At 60.2% G+C, this 14,677-nt stretch carries 17 protein-coding genes; 10 read left to right on the forward strand and 7 right to left on the reverse strand.

All coding sequences use genetic code 11. The features are described 5' to 3' along the window. Positions 1-34: 34 nt before the first annotated feature. Both purE and P2081_RS11705 read left to right on the forward strand, forming a co-directional pair. Positions 35-535 (forward strand): 5-(carboxyamino)imidazole ribonucleotide mutase, encoded by a 501-nt coding sequence (gene purE / locus P2081_RS11700; protein WP_232405190.1) that lies wholly within the window; start codon positions 35-37, stop codon positions 533-535. Next, complete coding sequence (locus tag P2081_RS11705; protein ID WP_278923049.1) at positions 528-1,604, forward strand: 5-(carboxyamino)imidazole ribonucleotide synthase; 1,077 nt, start codon at positions 528-530, stop codon at positions 1,602-1,604. Before purE ends, P2081_RS11705 begins: the two co-directional genes overlap by 8 nt. A 94-nt stretch (positions 1,605-1,698) precedes the next feature. Here the strand turns inward: P2081_RS11705 and P2081_RS11710 are convergent, their stop codons facing one another. From P2081_RS11710 to P2081_RS11735, 6 genes are all read right to left on the reverse strand, one after another. Beyond that, positions 1,699-2,850, reverse strand: a complete 1,152-nt coding sequence (locus tag P2081_RS11710; RefSeq protein WP_278923050.1) for an alpha-D-ribose 1-methylphosphonate 5-triphosphate diphosphatase — start codon at positions 2,848-2,850, stop codon at positions 1,699-1,701. Between the two features lie 14 nt (positions 2,851-2,864). Next, a complete protein-coding gene (locus P2081_RS11715) occupies positions 2,865-3,668 on the reverse strand; it encodes an esterase/lipase family protein (RefSeq protein WP_278923051.1) in 804 nt (267 codons plus the stop codon). A 42-nt stretch (positions 3,669-3,710) separates the two neighbouring features. Next, a complete protein-coding gene (locus tag P2081_RS11720) occupies positions 3,711-4,571 on the reverse strand; it encodes a DMT family transporter (RefSeq protein WP_278923052.1) in 861 nt (286 codons plus the stop codon). A 196-nt stretch (positions 4,572-4,767) separates the two neighbouring features. Continuing rightward, positions 4,768-6,417: a chaperonin GroEL gene (groL, locus tag P2081_RS11725; RefSeq protein ID WP_278923053.1), complete on the reverse strand. Its 1,650-nt coding sequence runs from the start codon at positions 6,415-6,417 to the stop codon at positions 4,768-4,770. A gap of 65 nt (positions 6,418-6,482) precedes the next feature. Further along, complete coding sequence (locus P2081_RS11730; protein WP_278923054.1) at positions 6,483-6,770, reverse strand: co-chaperone GroES; 288 nt, start codon at positions 6,768-6,770, stop codon at positions 6,483-6,485. 365 nt (positions 6,771-7,135) lie between these two features. Further along, positions 7,136-7,816: a DUF2161 domain-containing phosphodiesterase gene (locus tag P2081_RS11735; RefSeq protein WP_278923055.1), complete on the reverse strand. Its 681-nt coding sequence runs from the start codon at positions 7,814-7,816 to the stop codon at positions 7,136-7,138. A gap of 201 nt (positions 7,817-8,017) precedes the next feature. Here P2081_RS11735 and P2081_RS11740 point away from each other — a divergent pair, with 201 nt between their 5' ends. The 8 genes from P2081_RS11740 (at position 8,018) to P2081_RS11775 (ending at position 13,851) form a co-directional block, all read left to right on the forward strand. Beyond that, the gene (locus P2081_RS11740) at positions 8,018-8,938 is read left to right on the forward strand and encodes a manganese-dependent inorganic pyrophosphatase (RefSeq protein WP_278923056.1); all 921 of its coding nucleotides are present in this window, start codon (positions 8,018-8,020) and stop codon (positions 8,936-8,938) included. Positions 8,939-9,149: 211 nt separating this feature from the next. Next, positions 9,150-9,335: a hypothetical protein gene (locus P2081_RS11745; protein WP_278923057.1), complete on the forward strand. Its 186-nt coding sequence runs from the start codon at positions 9,150-9,152 to the stop codon at positions 9,333-9,335. 16 nt (positions 9,336-9,351) lie between these two features. Continuing rightward, complete coding sequence (locus tag P2081_RS11750; protein ID WP_278923058.1) at positions 9,352-9,486, forward strand: hypothetical protein; 135 nt, start codon at positions 9,352-9,354, stop codon at positions 9,484-9,486. A 232-nt stretch (positions 9,487-9,718) separates the two neighbouring features. Continuing rightward, positions 9,719-10,594 carry a TIGR01459 family HAD-type hydrolase gene (locus P2081_RS11755; protein WP_278923059.1) on the forward strand — a complete coding sequence of 292 codons (876 nt, stop codon included), beginning with the start codon at positions 9,719-9,721 and terminating at the stop codon, positions 10,592-10,594. Positions 10,595-10,828: 234 nt separating this feature from the next. Continuing rightward, positions 10,829-11,272, forward strand: a complete 444-nt coding sequence (locus P2081_RS11760; protein ID WP_278923060.1) for a MaoC family dehydratase — start codon at positions 10,829-10,831, stop codon at positions 11,270-11,272. A 118-nt stretch (positions 11,273-11,390) separates the two neighbouring features. Further along, positions 11,391-12,338 (forward strand): bifunctional riboflavin kinase/FAD synthetase, encoded by a 948-nt coding sequence (locus P2081_RS11765; protein ID WP_278923061.1) that lies wholly within the window; start codon positions 11,391-11,393, stop codon positions 12,336-12,338. Beyond that, positions 12,335-12,805, forward strand: a complete 471-nt coding sequence (locus tag P2081_RS11770) for a YcgN family cysteine cluster protein (protein WP_278923062.1) — start codon at positions 12,335-12,337, stop codon at positions 12,803-12,805. The genes P2081_RS11765 and P2081_RS11770 overlap by 4 nt, the downstream gene beginning before the upstream one ends. Continuing rightward, a complete protein-coding gene (locus P2081_RS11775; RefSeq protein WP_278923063.1) occupies positions 12,805-13,851 on the forward strand; it encodes a threonine aldolase family protein in 1,047 nt (348 codons plus the stop codon). Before P2081_RS11770 ends, P2081_RS11775 begins: the two co-directional genes overlap by 1 nt. Here the strand turns inward: P2081_RS11775 and P2081_RS11780 are convergent. Further along, entirely contained in the window at positions 13,848-14,669 is an 822-nt protein-coding gene (locus P2081_RS11780; RefSeq protein WP_278923064.1) for an alpha/beta fold hydrolase, read from the reverse strand. The genes P2081_RS11775 and P2081_RS11780 overlap by 4 nt on opposite strands. Between the last annotated feature and the right edge of the window lie 8 nt (positions 14,670-14,677).

A 14,677-nucleotide genomic window follows, 5' to 3' on the forward strand; every position in this document is an offset into this window, starting at 1 on the left:
CGCGTGGAATCTGCGGCATGACAGGACAAAACACATGCCAAGCACCCCCAGCGACATCAAAGTGGGCATCATCATGGGCAGCCAGTCCGACTGGCCCACCCTGAAAGAGGCCGCCACGCTTCTCGATGAACTCGGCATCCCCTATGAGGCAAAGATCGTTTCGGCACACCGCACCCCGGATCGGCTCTGGTCCTATGGGAAATCGGCAGCGGATCGCGGTCTGCAGGTGATCATTGCAGGGGCCGGAGGGGCCGCGCATCTGCCAGGCATGGTGGCGTCAAAAACGCGGGTACCCGTTGTTGGCGTGCCAGTTCAGACCCGCGCCCTGTCGGGGGTGGATTCGCTCTACTCCATCGTGCAGATGCCCAAGGGCTTTCCCGTGGCGACCATGGCCATCGGTGCCGCCGGCGCCGCCAATGCGGGCCTGATGGCTGCGGGCATTCTGGCACTGCAGGATCCGGCCTTGGCCGAACGGCTGGACGCCTGGCGCGCTGCCCTGTCGGCCTCTATCCCAGAGGAACCCGTTGATGACTGATGCGTTAAAACCCGGTTCGACCATTGGCATCCTAGGCGGCGGCCAACTGGGGCGCATGCTCTCGGTTGCGGCGGCGCGGCTTGGCTTCAAGACTCATATCTTTGAACCCGGTGCCAATCCCCCCGCAGGCCAGGTTGCCGATCAGGTGACCACCGCCGGCTATGAGGACACCGAGGCGCTCCTGCGTTTTGCCAATGCGGTGGATGTGGTCACCTATGAATTTGAAAACATCCCCACCGCCGCGCTGGATACCCTGGAGGCGCATCGCCCCATTCGGCCCGGCCGCGAGGCGCTGCGAATTTCACAGGATCGCCTGACCGAAAAGACCTTTCTGCAGGGGTTGGATCTGAAAATCGCCGCCTTTGCCGATATCACAGATACCGCCAGCCTAGATGCCGCGCTGGCCGAGATCGGCACGCCTGCAATCCTCAAGACCCGGCGCTTTGGCTATGATGGCAAGGGCCAGGCCCGCATCATGTCGCCTGACCAGGCGGGTGACGCGCTGGAGGCCATGGCAGGTGCCCCATCTGTGCTGGAAGGCTTTGTGGACTTCAGCCACGAGGTCTCTGTCATCGCGGCGCGCGGCATCACCGGTGAAGTCGCCTGCTATGACCCCGGTGAAAATGTTCACCGCGACGGTATCCTGCACACCACCACCGTGCCTGCACGCCTTAGCGCGGGGCAGCGGATGGATGCGGTGCTGCTTGCCGCCAAGGTGCTGAACGCGCTGGACTATGTCGGTGTGCTTGGCGTCGAACTGTTTGTCACCCCACAGGGGCTGGTGGTGAATGAAATCGCGCCACGGGTGCATAATTCTGGCCACTGGACGCAGAATGGCTGCGCGGTTGATCAGTTTGAACAGCATATCCGCGCGGTGGCAGGCTGGCCCCTGGGCGATGGGCAGCGTCATGCGGATGTGGTGATGGAAAACCTCATCGGCGACGATATGGACCGCCTGCCCGAACTGGCGCAAGAGCGCGACTGCGCCCTGCACCTATACGGCAAAGCCGAGGCCAAGCCAGGCCGCAAGATGGCCCATGTGAACCGGATCATCCGCGCGCAAAAGTGACATCCCTCTCATGGCACAGGCAAAGCGCCCGCTCTCGACTGAGGGCGGGCGCTTGGTCTTTCGGCGCAGACAGGCAAACCTGATCTGCGACAAGCTACCCGATGAACCGTGTTGCGATCTCGCCAGACATATAGCTTAGCCGCCCGCCCGATAGCGTGGCCGCGACCCGCTCGCTTGCCCTGTCCAGGATCACCATATCAGCACGTTTTCCCACGGAAAAATCCCCCCGATCAGAAAGCCCCAGCAGCTGCGCAGGCCCGGAAGAGACCAGGCCCCAGGCCGCGCCCAGATCTAGCAGTCCGGCCCGCGCCAGCATCAGGGCCGCACGACGTGGACTAGGATAATGGTAATCCGAGGCCAGCGCATCACAGAGCCCCATGGCAATCAGATCCAACGCCGAGGCGTTGCCCTTGTGCGAGCCCCCCCGCACCACATTGGGCGCGCCCAGAATAATATGATCGCCGCCTGCCCGCGCCGCCTCGGCGGCCTCTTGGGTTTCGGGAAACTCGGAAATCAGCGCGCCGCGTGCGCGCCATGTGGCACGGTCCTGCGCAGTCTGGTCATCATGGCTGCCGATGCGCAGGTCCAGGTGATGCAACTGCGTACAAAGCGCCTCTAGGGCGGCAGGGACTTCGCCACTGCGGCGGTGCATCTCCAGCAGCATCTCAAAATGCCTGTCAGGATTGCGTCCAGCCTTCAACGCCTGTCCGGTCAGCCGGGGCGGCTTTTTACCCTGGGCCAGACGGTCATGCGGCAGGTGATCGTTGAAAACGATGTAGGGCACGGCCCAGTCTGCAATTTTCTGTGGCAGCGCTGCATAATCGTCCAGCATATGGGTTTCAAAACGCAGCTGCGGGATCAGATCGGTCACAAGATCGCCGCGAACCTCGGCCAGGGCGGCAAAGACCTGGCCGGCATAGTCGGGGCTACGCAGCCCCCCTTCCCAACTGTGAAACTGGGCCAGAACCGCCGTGGTGATGCCATTGGCGGCCAGCTCTGCCTCGGTGGCGACAACCCCTTCGGCCATCTGCTTCATGGCGCCGCGTCGGGGGGCCAAGTGGCGTTCAAACCCGTCGCCATGGGCATCAATGATGCCCGGCAGCAGCAGATAGCCCGACAGATCGACTGCACGGCCAGAGCCGCCCGCACTGATCCGCCCCTGCGCCAGGCCAATTTCTCCATTGCGCTCCAGTCCCGCAGGGGTCAGCACATCACCGCCCTGAAGGCGCAGTTCTTGCAATGTCATCGGTCTATGCCCTTCTATCTGATATTCGGCAGCCCATAGCCACAGTCCGCGCCAAGGCAGGTTCCCTCCATCACCTCGGACAGGCCCTCTATCCAGGTAATTTCCGGGTCAAATGCGCCCTGTTCGATAAACTGTAGCACCTGGGTCATCACCAAGGGATCATTCATCATAAAGGTATGGGTGACAGGCAGCGTGAGATGATCGAGCATGCCGTCAACCCTCGTGCTCTCGACAGAGACCTTGCCATCATCATCACCAGGTATCATCGCCGAAAACACCGGGCTGATAGATCTGTTTCCAGCGATAACGCCCAAGGGGAAATCCACTGGCGGCAGGTGTTTGGGCAGGCTGTCACGGCCGGTGCCAAGGCTGCCGCCCGCCGGTCCGTTGATCATGCCAAAGACGGCCCAGTCTCCCAGCTCGTCCACCACTTCGCTGCCTTGGTTCGGCGGCCCAAGCATCACGCTGCGCCCCAGGCTTGCAGGCCGGTGCGCCGGATCCTGCAGATGATAGCGCAGCAAAATTCCCCCCATGGAATGGGTCACAAAATGGATTGGCTGATCGCTGCCGCAGGCGGTGATCGCGGCTGGCAGGGTCTGCGCCGCCAGCTCTGCGATGGTGTGTTCCGTAGAAGGGTAGCCCGGCCGTTCCACTTGGTAGCCACGTTTTTCCAGTACCTGCTCCAGCACCACAAAAGAGCTCTCGGTGCGGGCCAGCCCATGCAGCAGCACGACACAATCCGCCGCTGCCGGATCCGGGGTCAGCTGGGTCACCAACAACAGAGCCGCCGGTACAAGGGTTTTGGTCAGTGGTTGCATACCCTTCAGATAGGCGCTTGCACGGGATGAGAAAACCCCAAATCAGGCCCGTTTGAAATTGGCCAGCCTTGGCGCCCAGATCACCAAGGCAATGCCGGCCAGTACCCCAAGCGTGCCCAGAACCAGTCGCAGCCCCAGGGGCTCGCTCAACCAGATCACACCGCCGAGGATGGCAATCACCGGGACGCTCAGCTGGATTGTTGCAGCCACGGCGGGCTGCAGCTGCGGCAGGACCCGATACCACAGCGCATAGCCCAGCCCCGAGGTCACCGCACCGGACAGAACCGCCAGGGCAACCCCCGGCGCAGAAATCACCGCCTCGACCTGGAACAGCCAGACAAAGGGCAGCATCAGCCCGGTGGCCCAAAGAAAATTGACCGCGCTGGCCGCAATCGGATCGCGCACGCCACGCCCCAGCAGGCTATAGGCGGCCCAGCCAAGCCCGCTAAGTGCCATAAGGCCCGCCTCCCACAGCGGCACCTGCAACTGTTGGTCCGGCCAGACCACATAGGCAAGCGCCACAAAGGCCAGACCGGCTCCCGCCAATTGCCCCGCGCCAACCCGGTTGCCACGCAGCGCCCCCCAGCCAAACATCGCAATCTGTACCACACCAAACAGGACCAAGGCCCCAAGCCCTGCATCAAGCCCCTGATAGGCCAGGCAAAACCCAATCATATAGAGCGTCAGTGCCGCACCGCCGCGGATACTGGCCCAGAGCGGCTGTCGCAGCCCATGACCGCCGCGCAACAGGCACAGACTCGACAGCATCACCGCGCCCGCAGCCAGCCGCAAAAGCCCAAAGCCAAGCGCATCCATATAGCCCCAACTGATCGCCATCCGGCCAAGCACAGAATTGGCCGCAAAGGCAATCAAGACAAGAAGAACCAGTATGATCAGCTGCATCACGGGGCCTCGCGCGGACCGGGAATTCCGGCACAGATATGTCGTGTCAGCAGATCGCTACCCCAGGGGGCACGACAGCGCAACCACACTCGCAGCCCTGTGAAGCGGGGTGCGATGGCGTCGCGGCAGGACTGCGCGCAACAAAAAGGGGGTCGCCCAAAGGCGACCCCCAATTCATCCGGTAGGATGGCGTGATTTACATCATGCCGCCCATGCCGCCCATGCCGCCCATGTCGGGCATGCCGCCACCTGCGCCGCCGTCTTTGGATGGCTTGTCCGCAACCATGGCTTCGGTGGTGATCAGCAGACCAGCAATCGAGGCTGCATCTTCCAGGGCAGTCCGTGCCACTTTGGCAGGGTCGATCACACCAAAGGCAAACATGTCGCCATATTCTTCGGTCTGCGCGTTGAAGCCAAAGTTCTTGTCGTCGCTTTCGCGTACTTTGCCAGCAACCACAGCACCGTCAACACCGGCGTTTTCGGCGATCTGACGCAGGGGTGCTTCAATCGCTTTACGCACGATAACGATACCTGCAGTCTGATCAGCGTTTGCGCCTTCCAGACCTTCCAGCGCCTTGCCTGCCTGAACCAGAGCAACACCACCACCAACGATCACGCCTTCTTGCACAGCCGCACGGGTTGCGTTCAGGGCATCGTCAACGCGGTCTTTGCGCTCTTTCACTTCGGTTTCGGTCATGCCGCCAACGCGGATCACGGCAACACCGCCTGCCAGTTTGGCAACGCGTTCCTGCAGCTTTTCACGATCGTAATCGGAAGTGGTTTCTTCGATCTGGGCGCGGATCTGGCCAACGCGGGCTTCGATCTCGGCCTTGGAACCTGCACCGTCAACGATGGTTGTTTCGTCTTTGGTGATTTCGACCTTCTTGGCGGTGCCCAGCATGTCCATGGTGACGGACTCGAGCTTCATGCCCAGATCTTCGGAGATCACCTGACCGCCGGTCAGAATGGCCAGATCCTGCATCATGGCTTTACGGCGATCGCCGAAACCAGGTGCTTTCACTGCCGCAATCTTCAGGCCGCCGCGCAGTTTGTTGACAACCAGAGTTGCCAGCGCTTCGCCTTCGACGTCTTCAGCAATGATCAGCAGAGGCTTCTGCGACTGGATCACCTGCTCAAGCAGAGGCACCATCGCCTGCAGCGAGGACAGCTTCTTCTCGTGCAGCAGGATCATGCAGTCTTCAAGATCTGCAACCATCTTGTCAGCATTGGTCACGAAGTAAGGCGACAGGTAGCCGCGGTCGAACTGCATGCCTTCGACAACAGTGGTCTCGGTTTCCAGACCCTTGTTCTCTTCAACGGTGATCACGCCTTCGTTGCCGACTTTCTGCATCGCGTCAGCAATCTGCTGGCCGATTTCAGCTTCGCCGTTGGCGGAGATGGTGCCAACCTGAGCAACTTCTGCGGAGTCTTTGACTTCGCGGGCCATTGCTTTGATGCCTTCAACAACCTTGCTTGTTGCCAGGTCGATGCCGCGCTTCAGGTCCATTGGGTTCAGACCGGCTGCAACTTGCTTCAGGCCTTCTTTGACGATGGCCTGGGCCAGAACGGTGGCGGTGGTGGTGCCGTCGCCCGCTTCGTCATTGGTGCGGGAAGCAACTTCCTTCACCATCTGGGCGCCCATGTTTTCGAACTTGTCTTCCAGTTCGATTTCCTTGGCAACCGACACACCGTCTTTGGTGATGCGTGGTGCGCCAAAGCTCTTGTCCAGAACCACGTTACGGCCTTTGGGGCCCAGGGTTACCTTGACAGCATCGGCCAGGATGTTGACGCCGGCCAACATACGGTTACGGGCATCGGTGTCAAATTTGACGTCCTTAGCAGCCATGTTTTATTCTCCTCGAGAAAATCTTTGTAAATAAGCGTGATATGAGATCAGAGAAGCGGCAAAGCTTACTCGATGATACCCATGATGTCGCTTTCCTTCATCATCAGCAGCTCTTCGCCGTCGACGGTGACTTCGGTGCCGGACCATTTGCCAAACAGGATATTGTCGCCAACCGAAACGGCCATCGCGATCAGTTCACCGCTGTCCTTGCGTGCGCCTTCGCCGATTGCGACGACTTGGCCTTCGCTGGGCTTTTCTTTGGCGGATTCAGGAATGATCAACCCACCAGAGGTTTTTTCTTCGCTTTCGGTGCGACGAACCAACACGCGGTCGTGGAGTGGTTTCAAGGCCATCTTTGCAGCTCCTTTATAGGCTCAAAGGTTGTTATCTCTGTTCCCTCCTGCGCGTTGCAAGAGGCGTTATCACTCAAGACTGGTGAGTGCTAACGATCGAATAGCTAGGAGCCAAAACAGAGTGAGTCAACCACTGGATTCATTTTTCTTGCATCCGCTGCGCAACGGGGAAGCAGTGAAACCGATCACGCCTTATGCCGCCAGGCCCAGCCCCAAGCGCCTTCGGCGATTTCGCCCAGGCCCCGCGCCACGGAGAACACAGCTAAGCCATTTAATTTTAATAGTAATTTATAACATCAGTAAAATCATAGGGACTGCATTCTTCCATAGGCGCCCGCCTTCTTGGTCCCGCGTCGGCTTGGCGATTAGTCGCCACCGGTGCCTTCCCAGCTATAGGCCCAGTGCGTCAGCCCGGCGCTGCCTGCATCGGTCAGTTGATAAATGCCCGTCGACACCCGCTCAAACCAGCCATAGTGATTGGCCGCCATCACCGCTGTGGCCCGGGCAACCTGCGTGGCCTTTGCCACCTCGGATCCCTTGGTGGCCCCTGCTTCGGCCAGATAGGCCGCACAGCGCAGGGCATCCTGGCGATAGGCTGTGACAATGCCGTGCCGGGTGGCTCCGCCTGCGTTGGGATCACCGCGCAGGCGCTCAAATTCTCGCAGCAGCCGTTGCTGGCGTTTTTTCGATTTGCGCGGTGCGTAGGGACCTGGGTCGCAGTGCACCTCGCAGCGGCCATCTGGCAGCACGGTGATCAACCCCAGCGCCAGACGGCGGCACAGGGCCAGATTATCCTTGAGCATCCGCCGCGACTGCCGCCCCTTGGGTCGCGGCACTGCGATATAGACCAGATCCGTCACCGACTGGCGGGTCACCGCCTGATGAAACAGCGACAGTGAAAACCGCAACTTCAGCTCGACAATCACCGGATCCTCTTGCCCGCGCCGTGCCATCACATCCGCTGCCCCGACCTCGCCCTTGACCTCATAGCCCTGGGATTGCAGCAGCGCCTTAACAGGCGGATATAGTTGATCTTCACGCTCCATGCGCGCGACCATAACCGCAGGTTTGGCAAAACAAAATAGCCACGCAGCCCCTGCGCCTGACGGCCGGGCGGCATTGCCGGTGCAGACCGATGCACAAGCCATGCACAGGGCTAAGCGCCGCATTGCAGCCTTGGTGGGGTGACAAGTGGTTTTACCCTGTTATAAGGCGGCCAAACTCCCCTTTGTTCACAGGATAGCATCATGACCGTCCAAGTTTTTGGCCATAAATCCCCCGATACCGATTCCACCGGCTCCCCAATCATCTGGGCCTGGTACCTGAACGAGATCAAAGGCATCGCCGCCGAAGCCAAGCTGCTGGGGGAACCCAACACCGAAGCCGCCTTTATGCTGCAGCGCTGGAACCTGGACAAACCTGAAATCATCGCCGATGTGGCCGACGATCAGGCCGTAGTCATTGTTGACACCAACAACCCCGCCGAGCTGCCCGCCAATATCAATGGCGCCGACGTTCAGGCCATCATCGACCACCACAAACTGGTTGGCGGGCTGGAGACCAAAGGTCCCATCGACATCACCATCCGCCCGCTCGCCTGCACCGCCACCATCATGTATGATCTGATCGGTGACGACATGGCAAAGATGCCCGAAGCCATCAAAGGCGCGGCGCTGACCTGCATCCTGTCGGACACGCTGGAATTCCGCTCGCCCACCACCACCGATCATGATCGTGCCGTATCCGAAAAGCTGGCCGCGGATCTGGGCATTGATATCGCCGCCTATGCCGCCGATATGTTTGCCGCCAAATCCGACGTCTCGTCCTTCTCGGACGCAGAACTGCTGCGCATGGACAGCAAGGAATACGCGGTTGAGGGAACCAAGTTCCGCGTCTCGGTGCTGGAAACCACAGCTCCTGCCGTGGTGCTGGACCGTCAGGCCAGCCTGATGGAGACCATGACCACCGTGGCCACCGAAGACGGTGTTGATCAGGTTCTGCTCTTTGTGGTGGATATCCTCAACGAAGAAGCCACCCTGATGGTGCCCAACGATCTGGTGAAATCCGTCGCCGAGAAGAGCTTTGGCGTCACTGTTGAAGGCGACTCGGTTGTCCTGCCCGGCGTCATGAGCCGCAAAAAGCAGATCATTCCGAACCTCAAACTCTGATGAGCAGGCTGTCACCCACAGCATCTGACTGCTGACTGTTTCAGGGCGTCCCAATGGGGCGCCCTTTTTGCGCCCGCCTGTTTTATACCAGCCTGTTTATACCCTCCTGTTCGATTGGGGACGGATACAATCGTCCACCGGGGGAATTTATGTATATACAAACGATATTCATTGCAGTAACAAAATCACGCTTACTTAGGAGCCGCCACAGATGGCCAAAGCAGAAAAGACCAAAAAGGTCCGCAAGGATGCCCAGCTTATCATTCGGATCTCGAAGGAAGAGCGGGACGCATTTGTAGATCTGTGCGACGGGCTGGACACCAGTGCCGCCCGCGAAATTCGCCGCTTCATCCGTGGGTTCCTGCGTGAGCATGACAACACTACTTCTGAAACTTGAGACAAGGACAAACGTCATGAGCAAAAAAGCCGACGCCAAAAAAGCAAAAATCAAAGACCTGAAAAAAGAAGTCAAACTGCGCGCAGCCAAGGTTGCCCGTCAGGAAGAAAAACTGAAGGCCGCTAAAAAAGCGCTGAAAAAAGCCGCCTAAGCGCTGCTTGTTATCTCTGGCCAGCGGCGCCTTGGTGCCGCCGGTCCACCCGCCCCAGCCTGCGCTTTCCCCGTCTTTTTCCGGATGTCGGTTTGCTGGCGATTTCCCCCTGCGCCAGTGCGGCCTGCACGTTTCGCGGTGGCATCGGCCGGGGAACTCGGTCATATTTAGCCCCGCACAGCCTAGCCCCGTCAAAACCAGACGGCGCGGCGCAGACAGGAAAGGCGCATATATGTCCCGCATCATCCAATCCCTCGCAGAGGTCTCTGACCGCTACAGCGCGCTTTTTGTCGACCTCTGGGGCTGCGTCCACAATGGGGTTACCGCCTTTCCCGAAGCCGTCGCCGCGCTGCAGGCCTACCGTGCCCGTGGCGGTATCGTGGTGCTGGTGACCAATTCGCCAAAACCGCGCGCCGGGGTGGCCGGGCAGCTGGCCGAATTTGGCGTACCAGAGGATGCCTATGACACCATCGCCACCTCTGGCGATTCTGCCCGTTCGGCGATGTTTACGGGCGCTGTTGGCAGCAAAGTCTATTTCATGGGTGAATGGCAGCGTGATGCCGGCTTTTTTGAGCCCCTGAACGTGATTCACAACCCGGTCGAAATCACCCGCGTTCCCCTGGCCGAGGCCGAGGGCATCGTCTGCTGTGGCCCCTTTGATACCATGGCCGACCCAGAGGTGAACCGCGCCGATTTCATGCTGGCCAAACAAATGGGCATGAAACTGCTTTGTGCCAATCCCGATATCATCGTTGATCGCGGCGAAAAGCGGGAGTGGTGTGCCGGTGCGCTGGCGCGGCTTTATACCGAGATGGGCGGCGAGAGCCTTTACTTTGGCAAGCCCTACCCGCCGATCTATGACCTTGCCCGTCGTCGTCTGGCCGAGCTGGGCACCGATATTCCCGATGGTGACATTCTGGCCATTGGCGACGGGCCGCACACCGATGTGGCCGGCGCGATGGGCGAAGGAATTGATTCCCTGTTTATCACCGGCGGGCTGGCGGCCCGTGAAACAAAAACAACAACCCAGCCAGATGCTGCAGCGCTCACCGCCTATCTGGAACAGGAAAGCGCAGCGCCAACCTTCAGCATCGGGTTTCTTCGGTAGCAAAAAACACCTAACTTTCAAAGTTATGGCACATCCTCCTTCGCTCGACGTCGCCCCCTCTGACGTCGAGCTTTCACGCACTGCCCCCCAGCACCAGGCTATAGAACCACCGGAACAGCCATAAAAACCACTTGATTTTCTGCACCTGCAAAGTAATAAAGTTACCAAATGGCGCATATTTGCGCTCGAAAATTGCAAGACCGCCCCGGTCAGGGTGATCTCATGGAGGGTCAAATGTTGGATAACCTGCCGCGCGGAACCATCTGCATCGAAGACATAGAGATGGGCATGACGCGCTTTGTCCGCAAAGTGATCACCGACGAAGATATCGAGATGTTCTCGCAGGTCTCCACTGATCGCAACCCGGTGCATCTGGATGACGCTTACGCTCAGGACACCATCTTTCAGGGTCGCATTGCCCACGGCATGCTGACAGCCGGCCTGATCTCTGCGGTCATTGGCGAACAGCTGCCCGGCCATGGCACCATCTATATGAGCCAATCGCTGAAATTTCTCGCCCCGGTGCGGCCCGGCGATATGGTCCTGGCCGAGGTCGAAGTCACTGATATCGTCATCGACAAACGCCGGGTCAAACTGGATTGTCGCTGCATGGTGGATGGCAAAAAGGTTCTGGTCGGTGAAGCCATGGTCATGGCCCCCTCGCGCAAGTTCGACTGACGCGCCACCTGCAGCGCGGGGCTGTAGCCCAAGGCGGATCCGCAGTCCGGTCATCTTTCACCGCCTGCACAGCCATCCGGTGCTTGCAAGCCCCAGTGCAGGGCGCTAGGCAGACGCCATGCGCATCATCCGAGACTATCAATTCGTAGAACAGCAAGATCGTGGCGCCAGCGTTGCGATCGGCAATTTTGACGGCGTTCACCGGGGCCATCAATCGGTCATCGAGCAGGCCCGCGCCGCGGCCCCCGATGCCCCGCTGGGGGTGATGACCTTTGAACCCCACCCGCGCGCCTTTTTTGCCCCCAACGCCCCACCGTTCCGCCTGATGTCGCCCGAGGCCCGCGCCTCGCGGTTGGAAAAACTGGGGGTAGAGCGGCTCTATGAGCTGAATTTCAACGCCGCCCTGTCGAGCCTGCCGCCGGAAGACTTTGCCCGCCGCGTCATCGCCGATGGGCTTGGCCTGCGCCATGTGGTGGTGGGGGCTGATTTCTGTTTTGGCAAGGGGCGCAGCGGCACTGCCGCCGATCTGCAGCGTTTTGGTGCTGAAATGGGGTTTGGCGTCACCATCGCGCCCTTGATGGCCCATTCAGAACATACCGTTTCCTCTACCGCAATCCGCACTGCGCTGAGCGAGGGACGACCGCGGGATGCGGCGGCCATGCTCAGCCATTGGCACCGGATCGAAGGTAAGGTGATCGGCGGCGAACAACGCGGCCGTGACCTGGGCTTTCCCACTGCAAATATGTCGATCGACGGGCTGCATCCCCCGGCCTTCGGCGTCTATGCGGTGCTGGTTGATGTGCTGGATGGACCACATAAGGGCAGCTATCAGGGGGCGGCCTCTATTGGGGTGCGACCCATGTTTGACGGGGCCCACCCCAATATCGAAACCTTCCTGTTTGATTTTACAGGCAATCTCTATGGCGCGACGCTTTCGGTGGCGCTGGTGGAATATCTGCGCCCGGAAATGAAATTCGACGGGCTTGAGGCACTGATTGAACAGATGAACGCCGATTGCGCCCGTGCCCGCGCCATCCTTGCCGCTGAACCGCAGGTGACCACATGAGCGACGGGATTGATCGCAGAGGGCTGACGCCGCGCTTTTGGGAGAAGAAGCCGCTCGACAAGCTCAACCAACAGGAATGGGAAGCTCTCTGTGATGGCTGCGGAAAATGCTGCCTGAACAAGCTTGAAGACGAGGACAGCGGTGAGATCGCCCTGACCCGCGTGGCCTGCCGCCTGCTGGATGACAACAGCTGCCACTGCGCCCATTATGAAAATCGCCACCAGTTCATTCCGGAATGCATCGTGCTCCGGCCCGATAACCTGGATACCCATGCCTATTGGATGCCACAGACCTGCGCCTATCGGCTGCTCTGGCAAGGCAAGCCCCTGCCCCAGTGGCACCCCCTGCTGACTGGCGACCCCGATAGCCCCCATGCCGCAGGCGTTACCGTGCGCGGCTGGACCGTTTCAGAATTCGATATCCCGGAAGAAGACTGGGAAGACCATATCATCGAGGAGCCGATCTGATGTACTTTGCCTCTGACAATTCCGGTCCGGTTCCGGCCCAGGTTCTGCACGCCCTTGCAAAAGCCAACGAAGGCTATGCCATGGGCTATGGTGCCGATGCGGAAATGGCCGAAGTAACCAAACGCCTGCGGGATATTTTCGAGGCGCCCGAGGCAGCGGTGCATCTGGTGGCTACCGGCACTGCGGCAAACTCTATCGCGCTGGCCACCCTGAGCCAGCCGTTTGAAACCATCTTTTGCACCCCCACCGCGCATATCCACGAAGATGAATGCAATGCGCCGGAATTTTACACAGGCGGCGCCAAGCTGACGTTGGTTCCTGGCGCGCCCGGGCGTGACGACAAGATGACACCGCAGGCGCTGTACGCCACCATCGCAGCAGAGGAAACCCGCGGCGTACATGGGCCACAGCGTGGGCCTGTTTCGCTGACGCAGGTCACCGAACGCGGTACGCTCTATAGTCTGGACGAACTGCAGGCGCTTTCAGCTGTGACCCGCGAATTTGGTCTTTCGCTGCATCTGGATGGTGCCCGGTTTGCCAATGCCATGGTGGCCCTGGACTGCACCCCGGCTGAAATGACATGGAAAGCTGGCGTCGACGCCCTGTCCTTTGGCGGCACCAAGAATGGGCTGATGGGGGTCGAAGCGGTGATCTTCTTTGATCCAAAACACGCCCGCGAGTTTGAGCTACGGCGCAAGCGCGGCGGCCACCTGTTTTCCAAGCATCGTTACCTTTCGGCACAGATGCTGGCCTATCTGAGCGATGACCTGTGGCGCGACAGCGCCCGCAAGGCCAATGCAAACTGCGCTTATCTGGCGGCGGGTCTGCGCCAGGCCGGGGCCAGCTTTCAGCATGAGCCGCAGGCAAACATGATCTTTGCCGCCCTTCCCCGTGCCACCCATCAGCGCCTGTTTGAAGCGGGCGCCGCCTACCATCTGTGGGATGGCCCGCTAGAGGGTGATCTGACAGAACGGGTCACCGCGCGTTTTGTCTGCGACTGGGCCATCAGTACAGCCCAGATGGATCAGTTTCTGGCCCTGCTCTAGCGGGCAGCCTGCCCCCAGAAACGGCGCAGCAGATCTGCGGTCGCGGTCGGATGGGTGATCGGCAGCATATGCCCGGTCTCAGGCACAACCACGCTCACCGCCTGTGGCAGGCGCCGGGCCAGCCCTTCGTTGATCAGCGGCATCACCGGCTGGCTGTCACCGCCGCTGAGCAACAGAACCGGCATGGATACAGCCGCCAAGGCCCCAGGCTCTAGCACCCCGTTGTTGTCCAGATATAGCGTGTCATAGCTCTTGGGGACTACTGCCATGGCGCGGATCATCGCCGCACGCGCCTGCTCTGTCAGATCCGGCCATTTTGGCTTGCCCGTGCCCCACATACGGTTAAAAAACCGGGTGGCACCCTCAATGTCTCCGGCGGCATAAAGCTCTGCAAAGGGGGCTTCTATGGCCTCTAGTGCCGCCTGCGCATCGGGGGCGTCCTGGCGCGTCACCGCAAAAAGCACGGGTTCGATCAGGGTCAGGCTATTAACCAGATCTGGACGCGCCTGCGCCATGCGCAGCGCCACGGTGGCTCCAAAGGAATGGCCGATCAAATCCATCGGCACCCCGGCGGCCCCCAGTTGCGCCAGCCCGGCCGCCACATTGGCCGTTTGATAATCCGTCGCCTGTTCATCCCAATCCGGGCTGCGGCCATGGGAAAACATATCAAAGGCGGTGAGCGTGATCTCCTGCTCCATCTCTGTGGCCAGCCCGCGCCAGGCCCCCGAATGGGCAAGCGAACAATGAACCGCCAGAACCTGACGGGGCCCAGCCCCAAAACGCCGGGAAAAAACTTCGCTCAAAATGATATCCTTCATCTGATCCC

Source organism: Pseudophaeobacter profundi, from assembly GCF_029697505.1.
In the GTDB taxonomy this organism is placed as follows: Bacteria; Pseudomonadota; Alphaproteobacteria; order Rhodobacterales; family Rhodobacteraceae; genus Pseudophaeobacter; species Pseudophaeobacter profundi.